Annotated in this window: 24 protein-coding genes; 9 read left to right on the top strand and 15 right to left on the bottom strand. The window is 65.2% G+C overall.

The window, feature by feature from the left end:
* Window positions 1–7: 7 nt before the first annotated feature.
* Complete coding sequence (locus QMG83_RS14145; protein ID WP_283506053.1) at window positions 8–1108, bottom strand: AMP-binding protein; 1101 nt, start codon at window positions 1106–1108, stop codon at window positions 8–10.
* A 1-nt stretch (window position 1109) separates the two neighbouring features.
* On the bottom strand, window positions 1110–1523 hold the full coding sequence (locus QMG83_RS14140) for a hypothetical protein (protein WP_283506052.1): 414 nt from the start codon (window positions 1521–1523) through the stop codon (window positions 1110–1112).
* A gap of 57 nt (window positions 1524–1580) precedes the next feature.
* Between QMG83_RS14140 and QMG83_RS14135 the strand changes: the two genes are divergently transcribed.
* On the top strand, window positions 1581–2576 hold the full coding sequence (locus QMG83_RS14135) for an o-succinylbenzoate synthase (protein WP_283506051.1): 996 nt from the start codon (window positions 1581–1583) through the stop codon (window positions 2574–2576).
* 11 nt (window positions 2577–2587) lie between these two features.
* Here QMG83_RS14135 and ccsB read toward each other — a convergent pair whose 3' ends face one another.
* From ccsB to QMG83_RS14110, 5 genes are read right to left on the bottom strand one after another with little or no spacing between them, the layout of a single operon-like run.
* Window positions 2588–3547: a c-type cytochrome biogenesis protein CcsB gene (gene ccsB, locus QMG83_RS14130; protein ID WP_283506050.1), complete on the bottom strand. Its 960-nt coding sequence runs from the start codon at window positions 3545–3547 to the stop codon at window positions 2588–2590.
* Window positions 3544–5163, bottom strand: coding sequence for a cytochrome c biogenesis protein ResB (gene resB / locus QMG83_RS14125; protein WP_283506049.1), 1620 nt, complete (start codon window positions 5161–5163; stop codon window positions 3544–3546). Before resB ends, ccsB begins: the two co-directional genes overlap by 4 nt.
* Entirely contained in the window at window positions 5138–5875 is a 738-nt protein-coding gene (locus tag QMG83_RS14120) for a cytochrome c biogenesis CcdA family protein (RefSeq protein ID WP_283506048.1), read from the bottom strand. The genes resB and QMG83_RS14120 overlap by 26 nt, the downstream gene beginning before the upstream one ends.
* A gap of 8 nt (window positions 5876–5883) precedes the next feature.
* A complete protein-coding gene (locus tag QMG83_RS14115; protein WP_283506047.1) occupies window positions 5884–6474 on the bottom strand; it encodes a TlpA family protein disulfide reductase in 591 nt (196 codons plus the stop codon).
* On the bottom strand, window positions 6471–7106 hold the full coding sequence (locus QMG83_RS14110) for a histidine phosphatase family protein (RefSeq protein ID WP_283506046.1): 636 nt from the start codon (window positions 7104–7106) through the stop codon (window positions 6471–6473). The genes QMG83_RS14115 and QMG83_RS14110 overlap by 4 nt, the downstream gene beginning before the upstream one ends.
* 210 nt (window positions 7107–7316) lie before the next feature.
* On the opposite strand from QMG83_RS14110, the gene aspS reads away from it, so the two are divergent.
* Together aspS and QMG83_RS14100 are read left to right on the top strand one after the other, a co-directional pair.
* Window positions 7317–8645 carry an aspartate--tRNA(Asn) ligase gene (gene aspS, locus QMG83_RS14105; RefSeq protein ID WP_283506045.1) on the top strand — a complete coding sequence of 443 codons (1329 nt, stop codon included), beginning with the start codon at window positions 7317–7319 and terminating at the stop codon, window positions 8643–8645.
* A gap of 56 nt (window positions 8646–8701) precedes the next feature.
* On the top strand, window positions 8702–8995 hold the full coding sequence (locus QMG83_RS14100; RefSeq protein ID WP_283506044.1) for a hypothetical protein: 294 nt from the start codon (window positions 8702–8704) through the stop codon (window positions 8993–8995).
* 13 nt (window positions 8996–9008) lie between these two features.
* Here QMG83_RS14100 and QMG83_RS14095 read toward each other — a convergent pair whose 3' ends face one another.
* Window positions 9009–9308, bottom strand: a complete 300-nt coding sequence (locus tag QMG83_RS14095; RefSeq protein ID WP_283506043.1) for a Dabb family protein — start codon at window positions 9306–9308, stop codon at window positions 9009–9011.
* A complete protein-coding gene (locus tag QMG83_RS14090) occupies window positions 9305–9568 on the bottom strand; it encodes a glutaredoxin family protein (RefSeq protein WP_283506042.1) in 264 nt (87 codons plus the stop codon). The genes QMG83_RS14095 and QMG83_RS14090 overlap by 4 nt, the downstream gene beginning before the upstream one ends.
* Before the next feature lie 40 nt (window positions 9569–9608).
* Between QMG83_RS14090 and QMG83_RS14085 the strand changes: the two genes are divergently transcribed.
* Window positions 9609–10373 carry an HAD family hydrolase gene (locus QMG83_RS14085; RefSeq protein WP_283506041.1) on the top strand — a complete coding sequence of 255 codons (765 nt, stop codon included), beginning with the start codon at window positions 9609–9611 and terminating at the stop codon, window positions 10371–10373.
* Between the two features lie 30 nt (window positions 10374–10403).
* Here the strand turns inward: QMG83_RS14085 and QMG83_RS14080 are convergent, their stop codons facing one another.
* From QMG83_RS14080 to QMG83_RS14070, 3 genes are all read right to left on the bottom strand, one after another.
* Window positions 10404–10502, bottom strand: a complete 99-nt coding sequence (locus QMG83_RS14080) for a 30S ribosomal protein bS22 (RefSeq protein WP_003792170.1) — start codon at window positions 10500–10502, stop codon at window positions 10404–10406.
* A gap of 93 nt (window positions 10503–10595) precedes the next feature.
* Complete coding sequence (locus QMG83_RS14075; protein ID WP_283506040.1) at window positions 10596–10790, bottom strand: helix-turn-helix domain-containing protein; 195 nt, start codon at window positions 10788–10790, stop codon at window positions 10596–10598.
* Window positions 10791–10905: 115 nt separating this feature from the next.
* Window positions 10906–11382 carry an ArsR/SmtB family transcription factor gene (locus QMG83_RS14070; RefSeq protein WP_283506039.1) on the bottom strand — a complete coding sequence of 159 codons (477 nt, stop codon included), beginning with the start codon at window positions 11380–11382 and terminating at the stop codon, window positions 10906–10908.
* 100 nt (window positions 11383–11482) lie between these two features.
* Here QMG83_RS14070 and QMG83_RS14065 point away from each other — a divergent pair, with 100 nt between their 5' ends.
* Complete coding sequence (locus QMG83_RS14065; protein ID WP_283506038.1) at window positions 11483–12154, top strand: potassium channel family protein; 672 nt, start codon at window positions 11483–11485, stop codon at window positions 12152–12154.
* 13 nt (window positions 12155–12167) lie between these two features.
* On the opposite strand, the gene proC is transcribed toward QMG83_RS14065, so the two are convergent.
* A complete protein-coding gene (gene proC, locus QMG83_RS14060) occupies window positions 12168–12995 on the bottom strand; it encodes a pyrroline-5-carboxylate reductase (RefSeq protein ID WP_283506037.1) in 828 nt (275 codons plus the stop codon).
* A 23-nt stretch (window positions 12996–13018) separates the two neighbouring features.
* Here proC and QMG83_RS14055 point away from each other — a divergent pair, with 23 nt between their 5' ends.
* Together QMG83_RS14055 and QMG83_RS14050 are read left to right on the top strand one after the other, a co-directional pair.
* Window positions 13019–13981: a cation diffusion facilitator family transporter gene (locus QMG83_RS14055; RefSeq protein WP_283506036.1), complete on the top strand. Its 963-nt coding sequence runs from the start codon at window positions 13019–13021 to the stop codon at window positions 13979–13981.
* 41 nt (window positions 13982–14022) lie between these two features.
* Window positions 14023–14376: a hypothetical protein gene (locus QMG83_RS14050; RefSeq protein WP_283506035.1), complete on the top strand. Its 354-nt coding sequence runs from the start codon at window positions 14023–14025 to the stop codon at window positions 14374–14376.
* Window positions 14377–14412: 36 nt separating this feature from the next.
* On the opposite strand, the gene tadA is transcribed toward QMG83_RS14050, so the two are convergent.
* Window positions 14413–14865 (bottom strand): tRNA adenosine(34) deaminase TadA, encoded by a 453-nt coding sequence (gene tadA / locus QMG83_RS14045; protein ID WP_502949041.1) that lies wholly within the window; start codon window positions 14863–14865, stop codon window positions 14413–14415.
* Between the two features lie 14 nt (window positions 14866–14879).
* Between tadA and upp the strand changes: the two genes are divergently transcribed.
* Complete coding sequence (gene upp, locus QMG83_RS14040; RefSeq protein ID WP_283506034.1) at window positions 14880–15512, top strand: uracil phosphoribosyltransferase; 633 nt, start codon at window positions 14880–14882, stop codon at window positions 15510–15512.
* A gap of 291 nt (window positions 15513–15803) precedes the next feature.
* Window positions 15804–16490, top strand: coding sequence for a winged helix-turn-helix domain-containing protein (locus tag QMG83_RS14035; protein ID WP_283506033.1), 687 nt, complete (start codon window positions 15804–15806; stop codon window positions 16488–16490).
* Here QMG83_RS14035 and QMG83_RS14030 read toward each other — a convergent pair.
* Window positions 16487–16840 carry an MmcQ/YjbR family DNA-binding protein gene (locus QMG83_RS14030; RefSeq protein WP_283506032.1) on the bottom strand — a complete coding sequence of 118 codons (354 nt, stop codon included), beginning with the start codon at window positions 16838–16840 and terminating at the stop codon, window positions 16487–16489. The genes QMG83_RS14035 and QMG83_RS14030 overlap by 4 nt on opposite strands.

Raw genomic sequence — 16840 nt, 5'->3', positions numbered from 1 at the left:
CTGGGGCTCAACCCTGAGCGAGTCGCGCCGCGGCCAGACGGTCGGGCTTGCCGTTGCCGAGCATCGGCATCGTGTCGACCACCACGATGCGGGTGGGCGCGGATGCCCGGCCGAGGCCCGCGGAGACCGCATCCCGAATCTGCTCCAGTGGGTGCGGGTGCGCGCTGACGACCACGGGTGTCTGCCCCCACTGAGCGTGTGCCGCCGGCACCACCACCGCATCGCCCAGCCCGGGCAGCGACCGCACGGCACGCTCCACCTCCGCGAGAGACACCTTCACCCCGCCGGAGATGATCACATCGTCGACCCGTCCGCTGATGCTGAGGATTCCATCGGTGACGGTTCCCGTGTCATCGGTGCGGTACCAGCGCTTGCCATCGACGTCGTGGAACGCTGCGTCGGTGCGCGCGGGATCGCCCAGGTAGCCCTGCGCGAGCGTGCTGCCCGCCAGCTCGACGCGGCCGTCGACGATGCGAACCTCGGTGTCGCCGATCGGCTCGCCGTCCCACACGCACCCGCCGGAGGTTTCGCTCGATCCGTAGGTGCGCGTGACGTTGAGCCCCAGTTCACGGGCCTTTGCGAGCAACGGCGGCGGCGTCGCCTGCCCGCCGAGCAGGATGCGGTCGAAGCGGCGCAGAAGGGGGAGCGCGTCATCCTGCTCGATCAGTCGCTGAAGCTGAGCCGGCACCAGTGACACGAACCGCAGCGGGCTGTCGAGTTCGTGCGCAGCGTCGACGAACCCGGTGCCGTCGGGCGCCGCGAGGATCGGCTGGGTTTGGGCGGCGAGCGAGCGCACCAGAACGTTGATGCCCGCGATGTAGTGCGCCGGCAGCGCCATGAGCCATTGGCCGGGTCCGCCCAGCTGCACGTCGGATGCCGCGGCGCTCGCGAGCAGAGCGTCGGCCGCGAGCGCGACCCGCTTCGGCCTGCCCGTCGAACCGCTCGTCTCGACGACGACCGCGACCCTCTGCTCGACGGTGTCTGGCAGCCCCTCAGGATGCCCGGGGTGCGGCAGGATCGCCGGGCCATCGCCGCTCAGCGCATCGCGAAGTGCGGCGAAGACCGCCCCGGTGTCCGCCGAGTCGATGACCCTCAGCGGGCGGGACACCTCAGGCCTGTGCCCCATCGAGGAAGCGCAGGATCATCAAGAGAATGAGGGGGTTCGCAAGGATCCCCAGGAGGATGCCGACGACGCCAGCACGACGACCGCGCTTCACGATGATCGCCGCGATGCCGAGGAAGACCGCCGCGATCGCGATGATGACCGCGAGGTAGCCAAGCACAATGCCCAGCTCCAGGTCGCCATCGGTGGCGCCGACGATGGCGATGATCTGCACGATCGCAGCGACAACACCGAGCACGATGGAGATCACGCCAACCCAGGGCAGCGGGCCGCGGGGGGCGGCCTCGGCGGGCTCTGGCGGGGGCGTGACAGGCTCTTCGGGCAGCTCGATCGTCTGCTCCTCGATGAACATCGGCACGACCTTGAGCGGAACTCTCTCGACAGAACCAGAACTATCCACGGGCCAACCTTAATAGAAACAGGCGATAACCGACCGCGAACTTGCCAGACTGGTGCCATGCTCCCCCATGACGCGACGCTGCCTCCTCTTGACGACCTGCTCCGCACTGCAAGGGTCGTTGCACTGCCGCTCGTGACCACCTTCCGTGGAATTGGGATTCGCGAGGCACTGCTGCTCGAGGGGCCCAACGGTTTCACCGAATTCTCGCCGTTCACCGAGTACGGCGACGACGAGGCCGCGCGGTGGCTTGCCGCGGCAATCGACTTCGGGTGGGGACCCACCCACCCGCTGCTGCGCGACACGGTCATGGTCAACGCGACGCTGCCCGCCGTGGCCGCTCATGAGGTCAGCGGCATCCTCGACCGCTTCCCGGGCTGCCGCACGGTGAAGATCAAGGTCGCGGACCCCGGCCAGGTGCTGGCGGATGACGTGGCCAGGGTTTCGGCCGCCCGCGACTATCTGGGGCCCGAGGGGCGGATTCGCCTCGACGCTAATGCTGGCTGGACGGTGGACGAAGCCGAGAAGGCAATCCACGCACTTGCCGTCTTCGACCTCGAGTACGTCGAGCAGCCGTGTGTGTCGGTCGACGAGCTCGCGCAGGTGCGCACCCGCGTGAAGTACATGGGCATCCCCATCGCCGCGGACGAGAGCGTTCGCAAGGCCGACGACCCGCTGGCCGTTGCGAGGGCGGGGGCCGCCGACATCCTGATCGTCAAGGCGCAGCCGCTCGGCGGTGTCACGGCGGCCCTGGCGATCATCGCTGACGCCGGGCTGCCCGTGGTGGTGTCAAGCGCTCTCGAGACCTCGGTCGGCATCTCGATGGGGCTGCACCTTGCCGCGGCGATTCCCGAGCTCGAATTCGACTGCGGCCTGGCGACGGCGTCGCTGCTGGCGGTGGATGTCACGGACGCGCCGCTGCTGAGCGTCAACGGCCAGCTGGACGTGCGCAGGGTTGTGCCGAGCGAGGCGCTGCTCGAAGCCCACGCCGCGAGCGCCGACCGCACCAACTGGTGGCTGTCCCGGCTGAAGCGCTGCTACGAACTGCTCGACTGAGTCGGAGAGGTTTATAGCCCGCTGTACGCGTGCAGACCCTTGAAGAAGAGGTTCACGACGGTGAAGTTGAACACCACGGCGCCGAAGCCGATGATGGCCAGCCATGCCGACCGTGATCCGCGCCACCCGCGCGTGGCCCTGGCGTGGATGTAGCCGGCGAAGATCGTCCAGATGATGAAGGTCCAGACCTCCTTCGTGTCCCAGCCCCAGTAGCGACCCCAGGCACGCTCGGCCCAGACGGCGCCGGCGATGAGGGTGAAGGTCCAGAGCACGAAACCGACGACGATGAGCCGGTACGCGAGATTCTCGAGCTTGTCTGCACCGGGAAGGGTATCGAGGAACCTCAACCCCACGGCCTTGCCCGCCGCACGGCGAGCCTGCAGCAGCTGCACGATGGATAGGGCGGCGCCGAGCGCGAAGAAACCGGTGCCGAGCGACGCGACGAAGACGTGGATGACGAGCCACGCCGACTGCAGTGCCGGCGGTAGCGGGATGACGTCGACGTAGAAGTTGGTGGTCGCGACGCCGAGCGCGATGAGCGCGAACCCGACGACGAACGAACCGAGGAAGCGCAGATCCTGCCAGACCTGCACGAGCAGGAAGACGCCGACAATAAGGGCCGTCGCGGTGAGGGTGAACTCGAACATGTTGGCCCACGGCACTCGGCCAGCGGCCACCCCACGGAAGATCGCTGCACCGACGTGCAACGCCCAACCGAAGACAGTGAGCGCGAAGGCTGCGCGCAGGTAGCGGGGGCCCTTCGCCGCGACGGCGGGTGGGGCATCCACTTTCTCGAGCAGCGCCGTGGAGCCCAGCTGGCCCGCGCGCGTGGTGGAACCGACCTCAGCGGGAGCGGCGACCGCCGCCGACCGCCGCGCGAGGTCGAGCGTGAACATGATGAAGGCGATCGTGTAGATGGCCATCGCCGAGTACACAGCGATATTGGAGTACAGCACGAAAGTCTCAGTCACGATTCCACCTTATGTCCGATGTGATCCAGATGTTTGGCCGCGATTTCCGCGACGGCGGCGTTGAGCCCGGGGTCGTCCCCACGGGCGAGCCCCGCGTACTCGAGAGTCACAGCACCGTCGGCGCCATTCACCGCCTTGATCCACATCCTGCGACGCGGGATGAAGAGGCTGGTGACGAGCCCGGCGAGAACCAGGATGGCGAACAGGAGCACCCAGCCCTGAGCGGGATCGTGGTGCACGTCGAGCGAGGCGAAGCGCGGAATCGCGGTCAGCTCCACGCTGCCGAGCCCGTTGGGGAGGTCGATGCTGTCGCCCAGACCGAGCTTGATGGTCGGAGCATCCGCGGCGCGACCGGCGATCTCGGTGAGGGAGTCGGTGTCGAGAGCGTAGGCGTTGGAGCCCTGCCCGTTGTCCAGACCGAGGTCACCCGTGTAGACCTCCATGGTCAGTTGCGGGTTGACGAGGTCGGGGTAGCTCGAGGCGAGCGTCCCCAGGTCGGTGAGCACCGCCGTCGGGTAGAACAACGCCCTGATTCCGATCTGCTCCTCCAGGCCATCCGGGATCTTGACGATGCCGAGGCTGAACAGGTTCGCGTCCTGCGGGAGGAACGCGGTGGGCTGTGAGAACACGACGTTGCCGTCCGGGTCGCGCACGGTGATCACCGGCGCGTACCCGTTGCCGAGCAGATAGACCTGGGTTCCCGCGATCGCCAGCGGCTCATTCACCTTGATCGTCGACTCTTCGGGCTGTCCGCCCGGGACCATGGTCGTGACGTTGGCTGTGTAATCGAGCACCTGGCCGAGAGCCTTGCTGGTGAGGTCTTCCTCGTAGGTGGGAACGAACGTGTCGAGTGCCACCGAGAAGGGTTGGAGCGCGGCATCCGTGAAGAATCGTCCGGGGTTGAACGAGTCGTAGCTGGCCAGCGAGTTCGAGAGGGCGTACCCCTCGACCACCACGCGCTGCCCGGTGTATCCGAATCCGCCGCCGAGGCCGACGGCCACGAGCACGCCGATCAGGGCCGAGTGAAACACCAGGTTTCCGGTCTCGCGCAGGTAGCCCCGCTCCGCGCTGACCGATGGCGACCCACCCGTCGTGTACAGCTCGGTGCGATATCCCAGGCGCTTCAACACCTGCCGGCCGGCCGCGATCGATGCCTCGGCATCGGCAGCAGACCCTTGCGACGTGAACCCCTCCAACCGCGCCAGGTTCGCCGGTGTCTTGGGCGGGCGGGCGCGGAGCGCGTCGAAGTGGTGCTTAGTCCTCGGGATCACACACCCGATGAGTGAGACGAACAGCAGCAGGTAGATGGCCGAGAACCACACCGACGAGTAGGTGGTGAACACCTGCAGGTTCTCGAGGATGGGCGCTACATCCGGATTATTCGCCTTGTACTGGATGACACCGTTCGGGTCTGAACTGACCTGCGGCACAAGCGACCCGGGGATGGCCGCAATCGCGAGCAGAAGCAGCAGGAACAGCGCCGTGCGCATGCTCGTGAGCATCCGCCAGAAGAAACGCAGGTAGCCGACGACACCGAGCCTGGGCTGCACGATCTTGTCGCCGGTGTTGGAGCTCGACGAGTCGTAGTGATCAGAGGGGCGAGACGAATCCGTCATTCAGCACCCCCCCGAAGTACGACAGGAACGAACCCCAGACACCAGACACCATCAGCAGGCCCAGCACGATAAGCAGCGATCCCCCGATGATGTTGATGAGCCGCAGGTGACGCTTCACCCAGCCAATGGATTCGCCGACCCAACCGAAGCCGAGTGCGACGAGCAGGAACGGAATGCCAAGGCCGAGGCAGTAGAAGATTCCGATGATCGCCGCGCGACCGGGATCGCCCTGGTAGGTGGCGAGGGAGGTGACCGCGATGAGGGTCGGGCCGATGCACGGCGTCCAGCCGACGGCGAAGACGGCGCCGAGCAGCGGCGCGCCCGCAAGACCCGCCCGTGGGCGCCAGGTCGGTCTGATGGTTCGCTGCATGAACGTGACCTGGCCGATGAAGACCAGTCCAAGCAGGATGACCACCGCCCCGGCAATGCGCAGGATCAGGTCTCCGTACTGCAGCAGGAAAACGCCGACCGTGCTGGAGAGCACGATGAACCCGAGAAACACCACGCTGAACCCGAGCACGAACAGTCCGGCGCCGAGCACGGTGCGACCGCGACGCATGTCACGCGCATCTGTCACCCCCGTCACGTAGCCGAGGTAGCCGGGCACCAGCGGGAGCACGCACGGGGACAGAAACGACAGCACTCCCGCCGCGAGCGCGATGGGCAGCGCCAGCCAGAGGCTGCCCTGGCCGACGATCTCGCCTGGACCCATCTCGAGCCCTAGCCCTGTTCTGCGACGACGGAATCGATCATCGCCGCAAGGATGCTCGTGTCGGCGATCCGACCGCTGATGCGGGCCGCGACCCTGCCCTCGCGGTCGATGACGAGTGTCGTCGGCACGGCGTTCGGGGCGACGGCGCCGGCCGACGCGAAGGCGAGCTGGGCCGCGTTGGTCTTCGCATCGAGAATGGATGGGTACTCGATGCCGTACTTTCGTTCGAACACTCCGGCGGTGTCTGCGTTGTCGAAGATGTTGATCCCGATGAAAGGAATGTCCGCGTACTCGTCGCTGAGCGCCTTCAGGTCGGGGGCTTCGGCGCGGCATGGCGGGCAGGAGGCGTACCAAAAGTTCACGACGTACACCTGGCCCGCCAGGTCGTCGCTCGAGATCGTCGAGTCGTCTGCGGTCGGGCCGCTGTACTCGATCGGCTCTCCGCGCTCGTCCGCCGGGATTTCGCTGAACGCGCCGTCGCCGGAGATATAGCCCTGGCCGGAGCCGTCCTGGTACTGGCTGGCGAGCGAATCGTTGCCGGGAGCGCATCCGGCAAGCGTCAGGACGGCGACGATCGCCACCACCACTGCGCGTTTCATACGGCTCCGAGGTCGATCGACTTCGCGAGCAGGTCGCCGGCGGGTTCCCGGTAGTCGACCTCGATGAAGTGGTCACCTTCGCGCGCGAGGGTCGTGATGCTCGACAGGGTGCAGCGACGGTTGCGCGGGTCGTGGAACAGGCGCATGCCCTTGACCGAACGCGCTGCCATGACGATCGGCATCTGGTGGCTGACCATGACGACCTCGCCGCTTTCGGGCTTAGCCCAGGCGGCGGCGATGGCGGCGAGCATCCGCGATTCGACGCTCTTATACGGCTCGCCCCAGCTGGGTTTCAGGGGGTTGATGAGTTTGGGCCACGCGCTGGGGTGCTTGAGCGCTGCCGGGAATTCGAATTTGCGGCCCTCGAACCAGTTATGGGGCTCGATGATGCGCTCTTCGGTGTTGATCGGAAGACCGAAGAGTTCGGCCCAGGGCGCTGCTGACTCTTGCGCGCGCTGCAGGGGGCTCGCATAGAGCGCCGCGACGGGATGCCCGGTGAGACTGGCCGCGGCCGCCGCGGCCATCGTGTGCCCCAGTTCGCTCAGGTGGTAGCCCGGGATGCGGCCGTACAGGATGCCGTCGGGGTTATAGACCTCTCCGTGGCGAACGAGGTGGATCAGGTCAGCAGGCACCCGGCAATTCTACGTGCTGTAGATATGGGCGGAAGCTGGGTGCGCCACTGCCGCTTGAGCAGGTAGGTTTCGGCTCAGGGCGCCATCCCACGTGGCAACGTATGGCGGTCCGCCATACGTTGCCACGAGCGAACCCCTCAGCCGGACTTAACGGAATGCTCAACCCCACATCAACTGCTGGGTGCGCCCTGCCGGGTAAACTCGATCCTCGTGACCCAACGCACCCTGATCAAGAACCTGCCAGCCGCGACAGACGGGCCAGCCTCCGTCTCGGGATGGGTCGAAACGGTGCGCGACCAGAAGAAGGTGCAGTTCGTCGTGTTGCGCGACGAATCCGGCGCGGTTCAGCTCGTTCACCCCAGAATTTTCGCCGAGGATGGCACGCCGGCAGCCGACCCGCTGGCCGAAGCCATTTCGGCTCTTGCGCAGGGTACCTTCCTCACCGCCGCGGGTGAGCTCAAGCACGACGAGCGGGTCAAGCTCGGAGGAGTGGAGATCAAGCTCGAGTCGCTCGACATCGCCGCCGCTGCCATCCCCGAGACGCCGATCGCCGACGACAGCGCCGGAGACAAGCGCATGGACTGGCGCTTCCTCGACCTGCGCCAGCCGAAGAACAACCTCATCTTCCGCATCCAGACCACGCTGGAGCACGCCTGGCGCACGTACTGGGTCGAGAACGATTTCATCGAGCTGCACACCCCCAAGCTCATGGCCAGCGCGAGCGAGTCGAAGGCAGAACTGTTCGAGGTCGGCTACTTCGACACGAAGGCCTACCTCGCCCAGAGCCCGCAATTCTTCAAGCAGATGGCCCAGCCCGCTGGCTTCGGCAAAATCTTCGAGGTCGGCCCGGCGTTCCGTGCCGACCCGAGCTTCACGAGCCGTCACGCGACCGAGTTCACCAGCGTCGACAGCGAGATCAGCTGGATCGACAGCCACGAAGACGTCATGAAGCTGCACGAGGAGCTGCTCGTTGCCGGTTTCGCGGCCGTCAAGGCAAAGCACGGCGCCGAGATTGAGGCCCTCTGGGGCGTCGAAGTGACGGTGCCCACCACCCCGTTCCCGCGCATCCCGCTGGCCGAAGCGAAGCGCATCGTCGCCGAGCGCGGATACGAGGTTCCGCGTCACGACGACGATATGGATCCCGAGGGTGAGCGCCAGATCGCTGCCTACGTGAAGGAAACGTACGGCCACGAATTCGTGTTCCTGACCGACTACGCGTCGAGCATCCGGCCGTTCTATCACATGCGTCACGACGACGATGATTCGCTGACCAACAGCTACGACCTCATCTTCAACGGGGTTGAGATCTCGACCGGTGCCCAGCGTGAGCACCGCGTGGAGGTGCTCATCGAGCAGGCGAAGTCGAAGGGACTCGAGCCGGAAGAGCTCGACTTCTACCTCGACTTCTTCCGCTACGGAGTCCCGCCGCACGGCGGCTTCGGCATGGGGCTCAGCCGGGTGCTGATGCTCATGCTGCACCTGTCGAACATCCGCGAGGCGACCTACCTGTTCCGCGGGCCCACGCGACTGCTGCCATAGGACCTTCATAGGAACGACGGTGGCAGCAGTACACCTTCATGGGGCAAGATAACCCCATGTCCAAGAAAATCGACGCTGCCCTGAAGGATCTCAAAAAGGCCCTCAAAACCCACGCGGAGGTTGTCGGCGGCAGCGCCGTCTCGCTCAAGAAGGCGCAGAGAGCGAGCTCGAAGGTGGCGGCGGCAGCTACTGCCTACGCCGAGGCCGTTCACTCCAAGAGCGGAATGGGCAACCCCTTCGACGACATGGGTCCGCTCGCTCTCGAACGAGCCACCCTCGACTCTCTGTCGGCCGAGCGTGACGCGCTTCAGAAGCGCTCAACCGGCCCGATCGACGTTCAGAAGCTCTAATACCCGACGAGCGTCAGAGCTCGAAGTCGATGGCTGCCCGGTCTGATGCATGCTCGCGCACGACAGCCGCGGCAGTGACATGGTCAGGGTGGGTCATGTACGTCTCAAGAGCATCCAGCGAGTCGTAGTCGCCCATCACTAGCACATCCCAGTTGCTGCCGAAGTAGGCGACATTCGGCCGAACCACGAGGCTCTGGATGCCGGGAATGACGTCGACCAGCGGCTCGAGCGCCCCCGCGATCGCGGCGACGGCGTCGGCCTTCCCCGCGTCATCCTGTGCCTTGAGCTTCCAGGTGACGATGTGCCTGATCATGCTGTTGCCTCCACTAATGCTGCCCGCAGTCGCACCGGGTCGATGCGCCAGATGTTGTGTACCGCCCCGTTGATCAACAGCACCGGGATCTCTTCCCAGTACTTGTCGTTGAGCGCCGCGTCGTCGAGAATCGAGAGCTCCTCGAGGGTGACGGATGCCGCAGCACCCAGCTCGCTGACGACCGACGTCACCACCTCCCTGGCGTCATCGCAGAGATGGCACTCCGGTTTGCCGATGAGAGTCAGCCGCGCGATCGTCACGACCAACAGACTAGATGACTCGACCGTAGACTGGTCGGCGATGTCTGACGTTCAGCCTCTTCCGCCCAGTGATCGACCGATCGTGGCATTCTTCGATGTCGACAACACCCTGATGAGGGGTGCGAGCGTCTACTACGTCGGCCGTGAAGCCTTCCGCCGCGGGATCATCTCCTGGCGCGACATCCTTCTGTTCGGCTGGCACCAGTTTCGTTTTCTGGCCGTGGGCGAGAATCGCAACCACCTCGCCACAGCGAAGGATCGGGCCCTCGCTCTCGTCGTCGGGCACACCGAGGCGGATCTGACCGTTCTCGCGGAAGAGATTTATGAGCGTGACTTCGCCCCGAAGCTGTGGCCGGAAACCGTCGAACTCACGCGTGAGCATCTCGAGAAGGGTCACGAGGTGTGGCTCGTTACCGCGACTCCCCAACTCGTTGCGCAGGTGATAGCCGACCGTCTCGGGCTGACCGGCGCGCTGGGCACCAAGGTGCAGGCGCTCGACGGCGTCTTCACGGGCGTCCTCGACGGCCACGTCCTGCACGGTGCCGAAAAGGCAGCGGTGGCACGCCAGCTAGCCCTCGACCTCGACGCCGATCTTGCAGACTGCTGGGCATACTCAGACTCAAGCAACGACATCCCGCTGTTGTCCATGGTGGGCAACAGGATCGTCGTGAATCCTGACGCAAAGCTGCTCGCCCATGCTCGCGAGAATTCCTGGACGGTGCTGCCGCTGAAGCGGTCGAGCATCCGGGAGGCCAGGAAACTGGTGAAGAAGCAGGCGCGTGACGTGAAGAAACGCGCCCGCTAGTCACCCTGTGCCGCTACTGCGGCAGAGGTCTTACTTCTTGTTGCGACGCTGGTGGCGCGTCTTGCGAAGCAGCTTGCGGTGCTTCTTCTTGGCCATACGCTTGCGACGCTTCTTGATGACTGAACCCATAGGGACCTCACTGATTTCTGAACGAACCGCTCGGTCCGAATCAGAACCGCGGAAAAATGTACTAGGTGAGTCTAGCGCAGCAGGATATGCGCGCTAACCGACGTCCGACATCGGAGTCTCGATCACGGCGGCGACGGCGGACTCCGGAATGCGGAACGACCGGCCGAATCGCACGGCGGGAAGGTCGCCGGAGTGCACCATCCGGTAGACGGTCATGTTCGATACGCGCATCATCTCGGCAACCTCAGCGACCGTGAGAAAGCGCACGTCAGACAGATCCTGCGTCATATTGGCTGTGCCCCTTGAACCGAAACCACACCGTGGATGTTACTGGTGTGCTAATCGGTAACAATAGGGGCTGGTGTGACTCGTGTCCACCCCCGCATTTCGGGGCTGCGCGGTGCTAGCGGTCGCGGAACAGGCGGCGGCGCACGCCGTCCGGGAGCTTCTCAGCGACGGCGTCGGTTGCGTCATGGATGACCGTGCGAGCCTGATGCGAACCTTCGGCCAGTCGGCGGCCCAGGGTGTCGCCCACATCCGCCCCCGACCAGGCGGCGAACGCTGCCGACGCACCGTCTGCCCCGATCTCGTCGAAGTCGGCGCTCAGGAATGGGATCAGCCAGTCTTCGATCGACTCGAGGGGGCCGGCATCCAATTTGTAGTACCGGTGCTGGCCGTCTTCGCGCACGGATACGAGGCCGTGATCGCGCAGCACCTTGAGGTGCTTCGACACTGTCGGCTGGCTTAATCCGAGGCGCTCGACGAGAACGCCGACGCTGATCTCGCCAGTCTCGGATTGCCCGGACACGTACTGTTCCAGAAGGGCCTGCATGAGGTCTCGCCTGGTCGCGTCTGCAACGACGTCGAAGATGTCAGCCATTCGAACAGGGTAGCGCGGTGGAGCTAAGCTTTCGACGGAAAGCGGCAAGGATGCGCGGTATTCCCGCGCGGCACATTCCACACCGGAAGAGGGGCCCACGTTGGTTGACAAGATTGCGCACGACGCACCGGTGCTGGTGATCGGTCTCGGTCGATTCGGTGCGGCGACAGCTGGCCAGTTGCAGAGGCTCGACCGCGAGGTGCTGGCGATCGATGCGGATGCGAGCCTCGTGCAGAAGTGGTCATCGCGAGTCACCCACGCCGTCCAATCCGACGCCAGATCGATCGATGCGCTGCAGCAGATCGGTGCGCAGGACTTTTCGATCGCGGTCGTCGCGGTGGGGTCATCCATCGAGGCATCCGTTCTGATCACAGCCAACCTGGTTGACCTGAAGATCCCGCAGATCTGGGCGAAGGCGATCAGCCAGTCACACGGCAAGATCCTGGCGCGCATCGGCGCGAACCACGTGATCTATCCAGAGGCTGAGGCCGGCGAACGCGTCGCGCACCTGGTCTCGGGCCGCATGCTCGACTTCATCGAGTTCGATGACGACTTCGCGATCGTCAAGATGTATCCGCCGAAGCCGATTCGCGGCATCCCGCTCTCTGAGTCGCAGGTGCGCAGAAAGTTCGGCATTACCGTGGTGGGAGTGAAGTCGCCCGGCCAGGAGTTCACCTACGCGACCCCCGAGACTGTCGTCTCCAATCGCGACCTGATCATCGTGAGCGGCAACTCAGCAGACATCGAGCGCTTCGCCGGCATCGGCGCCTAGGGGGTCGACCACCTCAGCCCGCTGCGAGCTCCCGCGCCCGGGCCACTGCCGCTGCGGTCGCGCGATCGAACAGCGCACCGAGGTCGGCCGCCTGCAGCTCGGCGACGGCGCGCTCGGTCGTGCCCTTCGGACTGGTGACCTGCAAACGAAGCTGCTCGGGAGTCTTGTCAGATGCCTCCAGCAGGGCGACGGCGCCAGCAAAAGTGCCGTTGACCATCGTCGCTGCCTGTTCGGGCGTGAACCCCATCCGCACGGCGGCGCCGGTCAGCTCATCGATCAACAGAAAGACGTACGCGGGACCGGAGCCGGAGATCGTGCTGAGCGCATCGATCTGTGACTCGGGAATCTCGAGCACGGTGCCGACGGTCTCAAACAGCGCGCGCCCGAGTTGCAGCTGTGCTGGCGTTGCACGGGTTCCGGCGGCAAGCCCCGTGACTCCCTTGCCGACGAGGGCCGGCGTGTTCGGCATGGCGCGCAGCACGGCGTTCGGCACTGCGGCCTCCATGCTCGAGATGGGGATTCCGGCAGCGACGCTGATGATCAGGGCGTCGGCATCCAGCGCGGGCGCGAGCTCGGCCAGAGTGTCTCGGATCATGGCGGGCTTCACCCCGAGCATCACAATTCCCGCTCCCCTGACGGCCTGAAGGTTCGCATCTGGGGTCGTGGCCAGCGCATACGACGTGACGCCGGGCGCCGCTACCAGGTCGGCTTTCGCCTGGGTGCGATTCGTGACGCGGATGCCACCGTCCACGGTCACGCCGGGCGCCAGAAGGCCCCCGAGGATCGCGCCGCCCATCGAACCTGCGCCAACAATTGCAATGGTCGGAAGCGTCGTCGTCATGCGATCATCCTAGGATTGATCGCATGAGTGCATCTGGTGGCGGCAAGGCAATCATCGCGGCGTTGCTCGCGAACCTCGGTATCGCGATCGCGAAGTTCATCGGCTTCATTGTCTCGGGGTCGAGTTCGATGCTCGCCGAGAGTGTGCACTCCCTCGCGGACAGCGGCAACCAGGGTCTCCTGTTGCTCGGTGGGCGAAAGGCAAAGCGAGAAGCCGACGCCAGCCACCCGTTCGGATACGGCCGCGAACGCTACGTGTACGCCTTCGTCGTGTCGATCATCCTGTTTTCCGTCGGAGGCGTGTTCTCGATCTACGAGGGCATCAGCAAGCTGCAGGACCCGCACGAACTCGAGATGCCCATCGTGCCGATCGTCATCCTGATCGTGGCGCTCGTTCTCGAAGGCTTCTCGCTTCGCACGGCGATCAAAGAATCCAACCTCGTCAGAGGAGACCAGAGCTGGGTGCAGTTCGTTCGGCACGCCAAGGCGCCTGAGCTTCCCGTGGTTCTTCTCGAAGACTGCGCAGCACTGCTCGGGCTCACCCTGGCCCTCACCGGCGTCGGCCTGACGGTGGCTACCGGCGATTCGAGCTGGGACGCCATCGGCACGCTCGCGATTGGTGTGCTGCTCGTGGCGGTGGCCGTCATCCTCGGCATCGAAACCAAGAGCCTCCTGGTCGGCGAGGGCGCCAACCGGGCAGACGTCGCGAAGATTCGCGACGCGATCAACGCGCATTCGAGCGTTGAGGTGCTTATCCACATGAAGACCCTCTACCTCGGCCCCGACGAATTGCTCGTCGCCGCGAAGATCGGTTTCGCCAGCAAGATGCGCCTCTCCGATGTCGCGACCGAGATCAATGCCGTCGAGGTCAGCATCAGGGAGGCGGTACCGGTGGCACGGGTGATCTACCTCGAACCGGACGTCTACCGGCCACTGAACCCAGCGAACCCGGCGACCGAGACCATCGTCATCAAGAGCGCCGACTAACCCGGCTGGTAGTTTCGGCCGAGTCAGGCCAGTCTTGAGCCATGGACATCCTTCACTCGGTGCTGCTCACCGGTCATTTCCTTGGTTTGGCCGCGATTATCGGCTCATTTTTCCTTCAGATGCGCCGCAAATCGGACTACGTACTCATGCCGACCCTCATCGGTGCGATCACGCAGGTCGTGACGGGATTAGCACTCGTCGGTCTGGCTGAGGCGGGGGACGAAGACCTCGTCTACGCAAAGATCGCGGTCAAGGCCATGATCGCCACTGTCGTGCTCATCGCCGCCATCGCCGCGGTGGTGAGGCAGCGCAAGGGCGGGCGGGTGCAGCCGTTCTTCCATGCCGCCGGAGGCCTCGCAATCATCAACGTGTTCGTGGCAGTGTTCTGGCACTAGGCGCTGCTCCCGCCGGCCGCGGGCGCGAGGCGTTCCCTAGCGACGGGCCTCGAAAAAGTCGGTGAGCAGCCTCGAGCACTCCTGCTCGCGGACGCCCGCAATGACCTCGACCCGGTGCGGCAGCCGGCGGTCACGCAACACGTCGTAGACGCTGCCGACGGCGCCCGCCTTCTCGTCCCAAGCTCCGAACACCACACGCGGGATGCGAGCCTGCAGGATGGCGCCAGCGCACATCGTGCACGGCTCAAGCGTGACCACGAGCGTGGTGTTCTCGAGGTGCCACGTTCCCGCCTGTTCGGCCGCCGCCCGGATCGCCACAATCTCGGCATGCGCCGTGGGGTCATGCGTGAGTTCGCGTTCGTTGCGACCCACCGCGATACGGTTGCCCGCGGCATCCACAATGATCGCGGCGACCGGAACATCGCCGGTGTCGAGAGCGCGTCTCGCCTCGGCGATGGCGTCAGACATCAACTCTTCGTAGTGACTCACAGTAGATTGAGCCTATGCGAGTACACGTTGCCGACCACCCGCTCATCACGCACAAGCTCACCGTGCTGCGTGACAAGAACACCCCGTCGCCGACGTTCAGGGCGCTCACCGAAGAGCTCGTGACCCTGCTCGCCTACGAAGCCACCCGCCATGTGCGCACCGAGCCTCTCGAAATCGAGACCCCCGTCACCACGACGACCGGGCTGGCCATCAGCACGCCTCGGCCGCTCGTCGTGCCGATCCTGCGCGCCGGACTCGGCATGCTCGAGGGCATGGTGAAGCTAGTGCCCACCGCCGAGGTCGGATTCCTCGGAATGGTGCGCAACGAAGAGACTCTCAAGCCAGACACCTACGCCGAACGCCTGCCCGACGACCTCTCGAACCGCCAGTGTTTCGTGCTCGACCCGATGCTGGCAACCGGCGGATCGCTCGTCGCCGCCATCCAGTACCTCTTCGACCGCGGAGCCGTGGATGTCACGGCAGTCTGCCTGCTCGGAACACCCGAGGGTCTCGCCGCCGTCGACGCCGCCACCCAGGGCCGCGAGGTGACCATCGTGCTGGGCGCTCTGGACGAAGGACTCAACGAGGTCGGCTACATCGTCCCAGGCCTGGGCGACGCCGGCGACAGGCTCTACGGCCTGGTCTAACGCCTCTCGTTGTCGACAAGCGCGTTTCTCTCTGGCATGATGGCGTGCATGACTGTTCACTTGTTCGCACCTACCTCCATCGAGGCTGGCGGGATTCGTGTTGTCATGTGTTGTCGAATGTGTGCCTAACGGCCCTTTCTTCGCCGAGCGCGATTCGTACGCGAATCCCAGCTCCCGAGCTCTCGCCCTCATAGCGGCGTAGTGCTCGAATGCATCACCTGTAACACCCAGAAGGATCACACCCTCATCATCAGAGGCCCTTCACCACAACTCTCAAGGATTCTTGACGCCATGTCTCTTGCAACCGTCGAACGCGCACCCATCACGCCCATCCAGGCTGCCCAGCCCGCTCCGGCTCGCCGCCTCCACGCCGTACCGAACGGCACAGAGGCGCGCGGATTCGCCCTCTATGTCGGGGTCGACCAGCTGAAAGCCCTCGAGGCCGGGACAGACCTCGGCCACGTTGTCGAGCAGCTCAAGCAGCTGCTCGAACAGCTCGTGCCAGGGTCGGAAACCTACGCGGCCGTCGCCCTCGCCCCCGCCGGCGCTGGTGGTCGCGACGTCGAGGTCGTGCGGCTCGCGCTGCAGGATCCGGCCGCTCTCGCCAAGCACCGCCAGGTGGAGGAACCGAAGGTGAAGCCGCGCGGCGGGGTCGTCGTGGACATCTCACGTAAGCGCGTGCTGCTCGACGGTACCACGGCATCGCTCACGTACAAGGAGTTCGAGCTGCTGCAGTACCTCGTGCTGCGCGAGGGCCGTACGATCGACCGTGCCGAGATCATCTCGGCGCTCTGGGCCGCGGGCGACGACGAGATCCCGAACGAACGAACCATCGACGTTCACGTTCGTCGACTTCGTTCGAAGCTCGGTGAGTTCGAAGACATCGTGCGCACCGTGCGCGGCGTTGGCTACCGTTTCGATCGTCATGCCGACGTGTCGATTCGCCAGGCGACGACCCCCAGCCCCGACTTCTTCTAGGCGGTCGGGCGCTCCGCCCGCGGCAGGCCGGCAACGACCAGGTCGTATGACGCCTGAATGAGTTCATTCAGGGGCGCGGCCGAGGTCGGCAGGCCGACCGAGATCCAGTGTTTCTTGTTCATGTGGTACCCCGGCGAGATGTCGTCGAACTCCGCGACGAGCGCCTTGGCGTCTTCGGGGTCTGCCTTGAGGGTGATGCGTGGATGCTCGCCCTCGACGTTCATCGCCGCGAACATCCTGCCCACCACCTTGTACACCTCGGTCTCTGGACCGAACGGGAAGGTGAGCTCGACGGCGGGGTGCGCCGCACATGCTTCCGCGGCATCCTGCGCGGTGAAGTGCTGGGCCAT

Origin of the sequence: Salinibacterium sp. G-O1 (genome assembly GCF_030063305.1) — a bacterium.
Taxonomy (GTDB): Bacteria; Actinomycetota; Actinomycetes; order Actinomycetales; family Microbacteriaceae; genus Rhodoglobus.
Note: the sequence above shows the minus strand (reverse complement) of the source record. Positions and strands in the feature narration are given on the sequence as shown.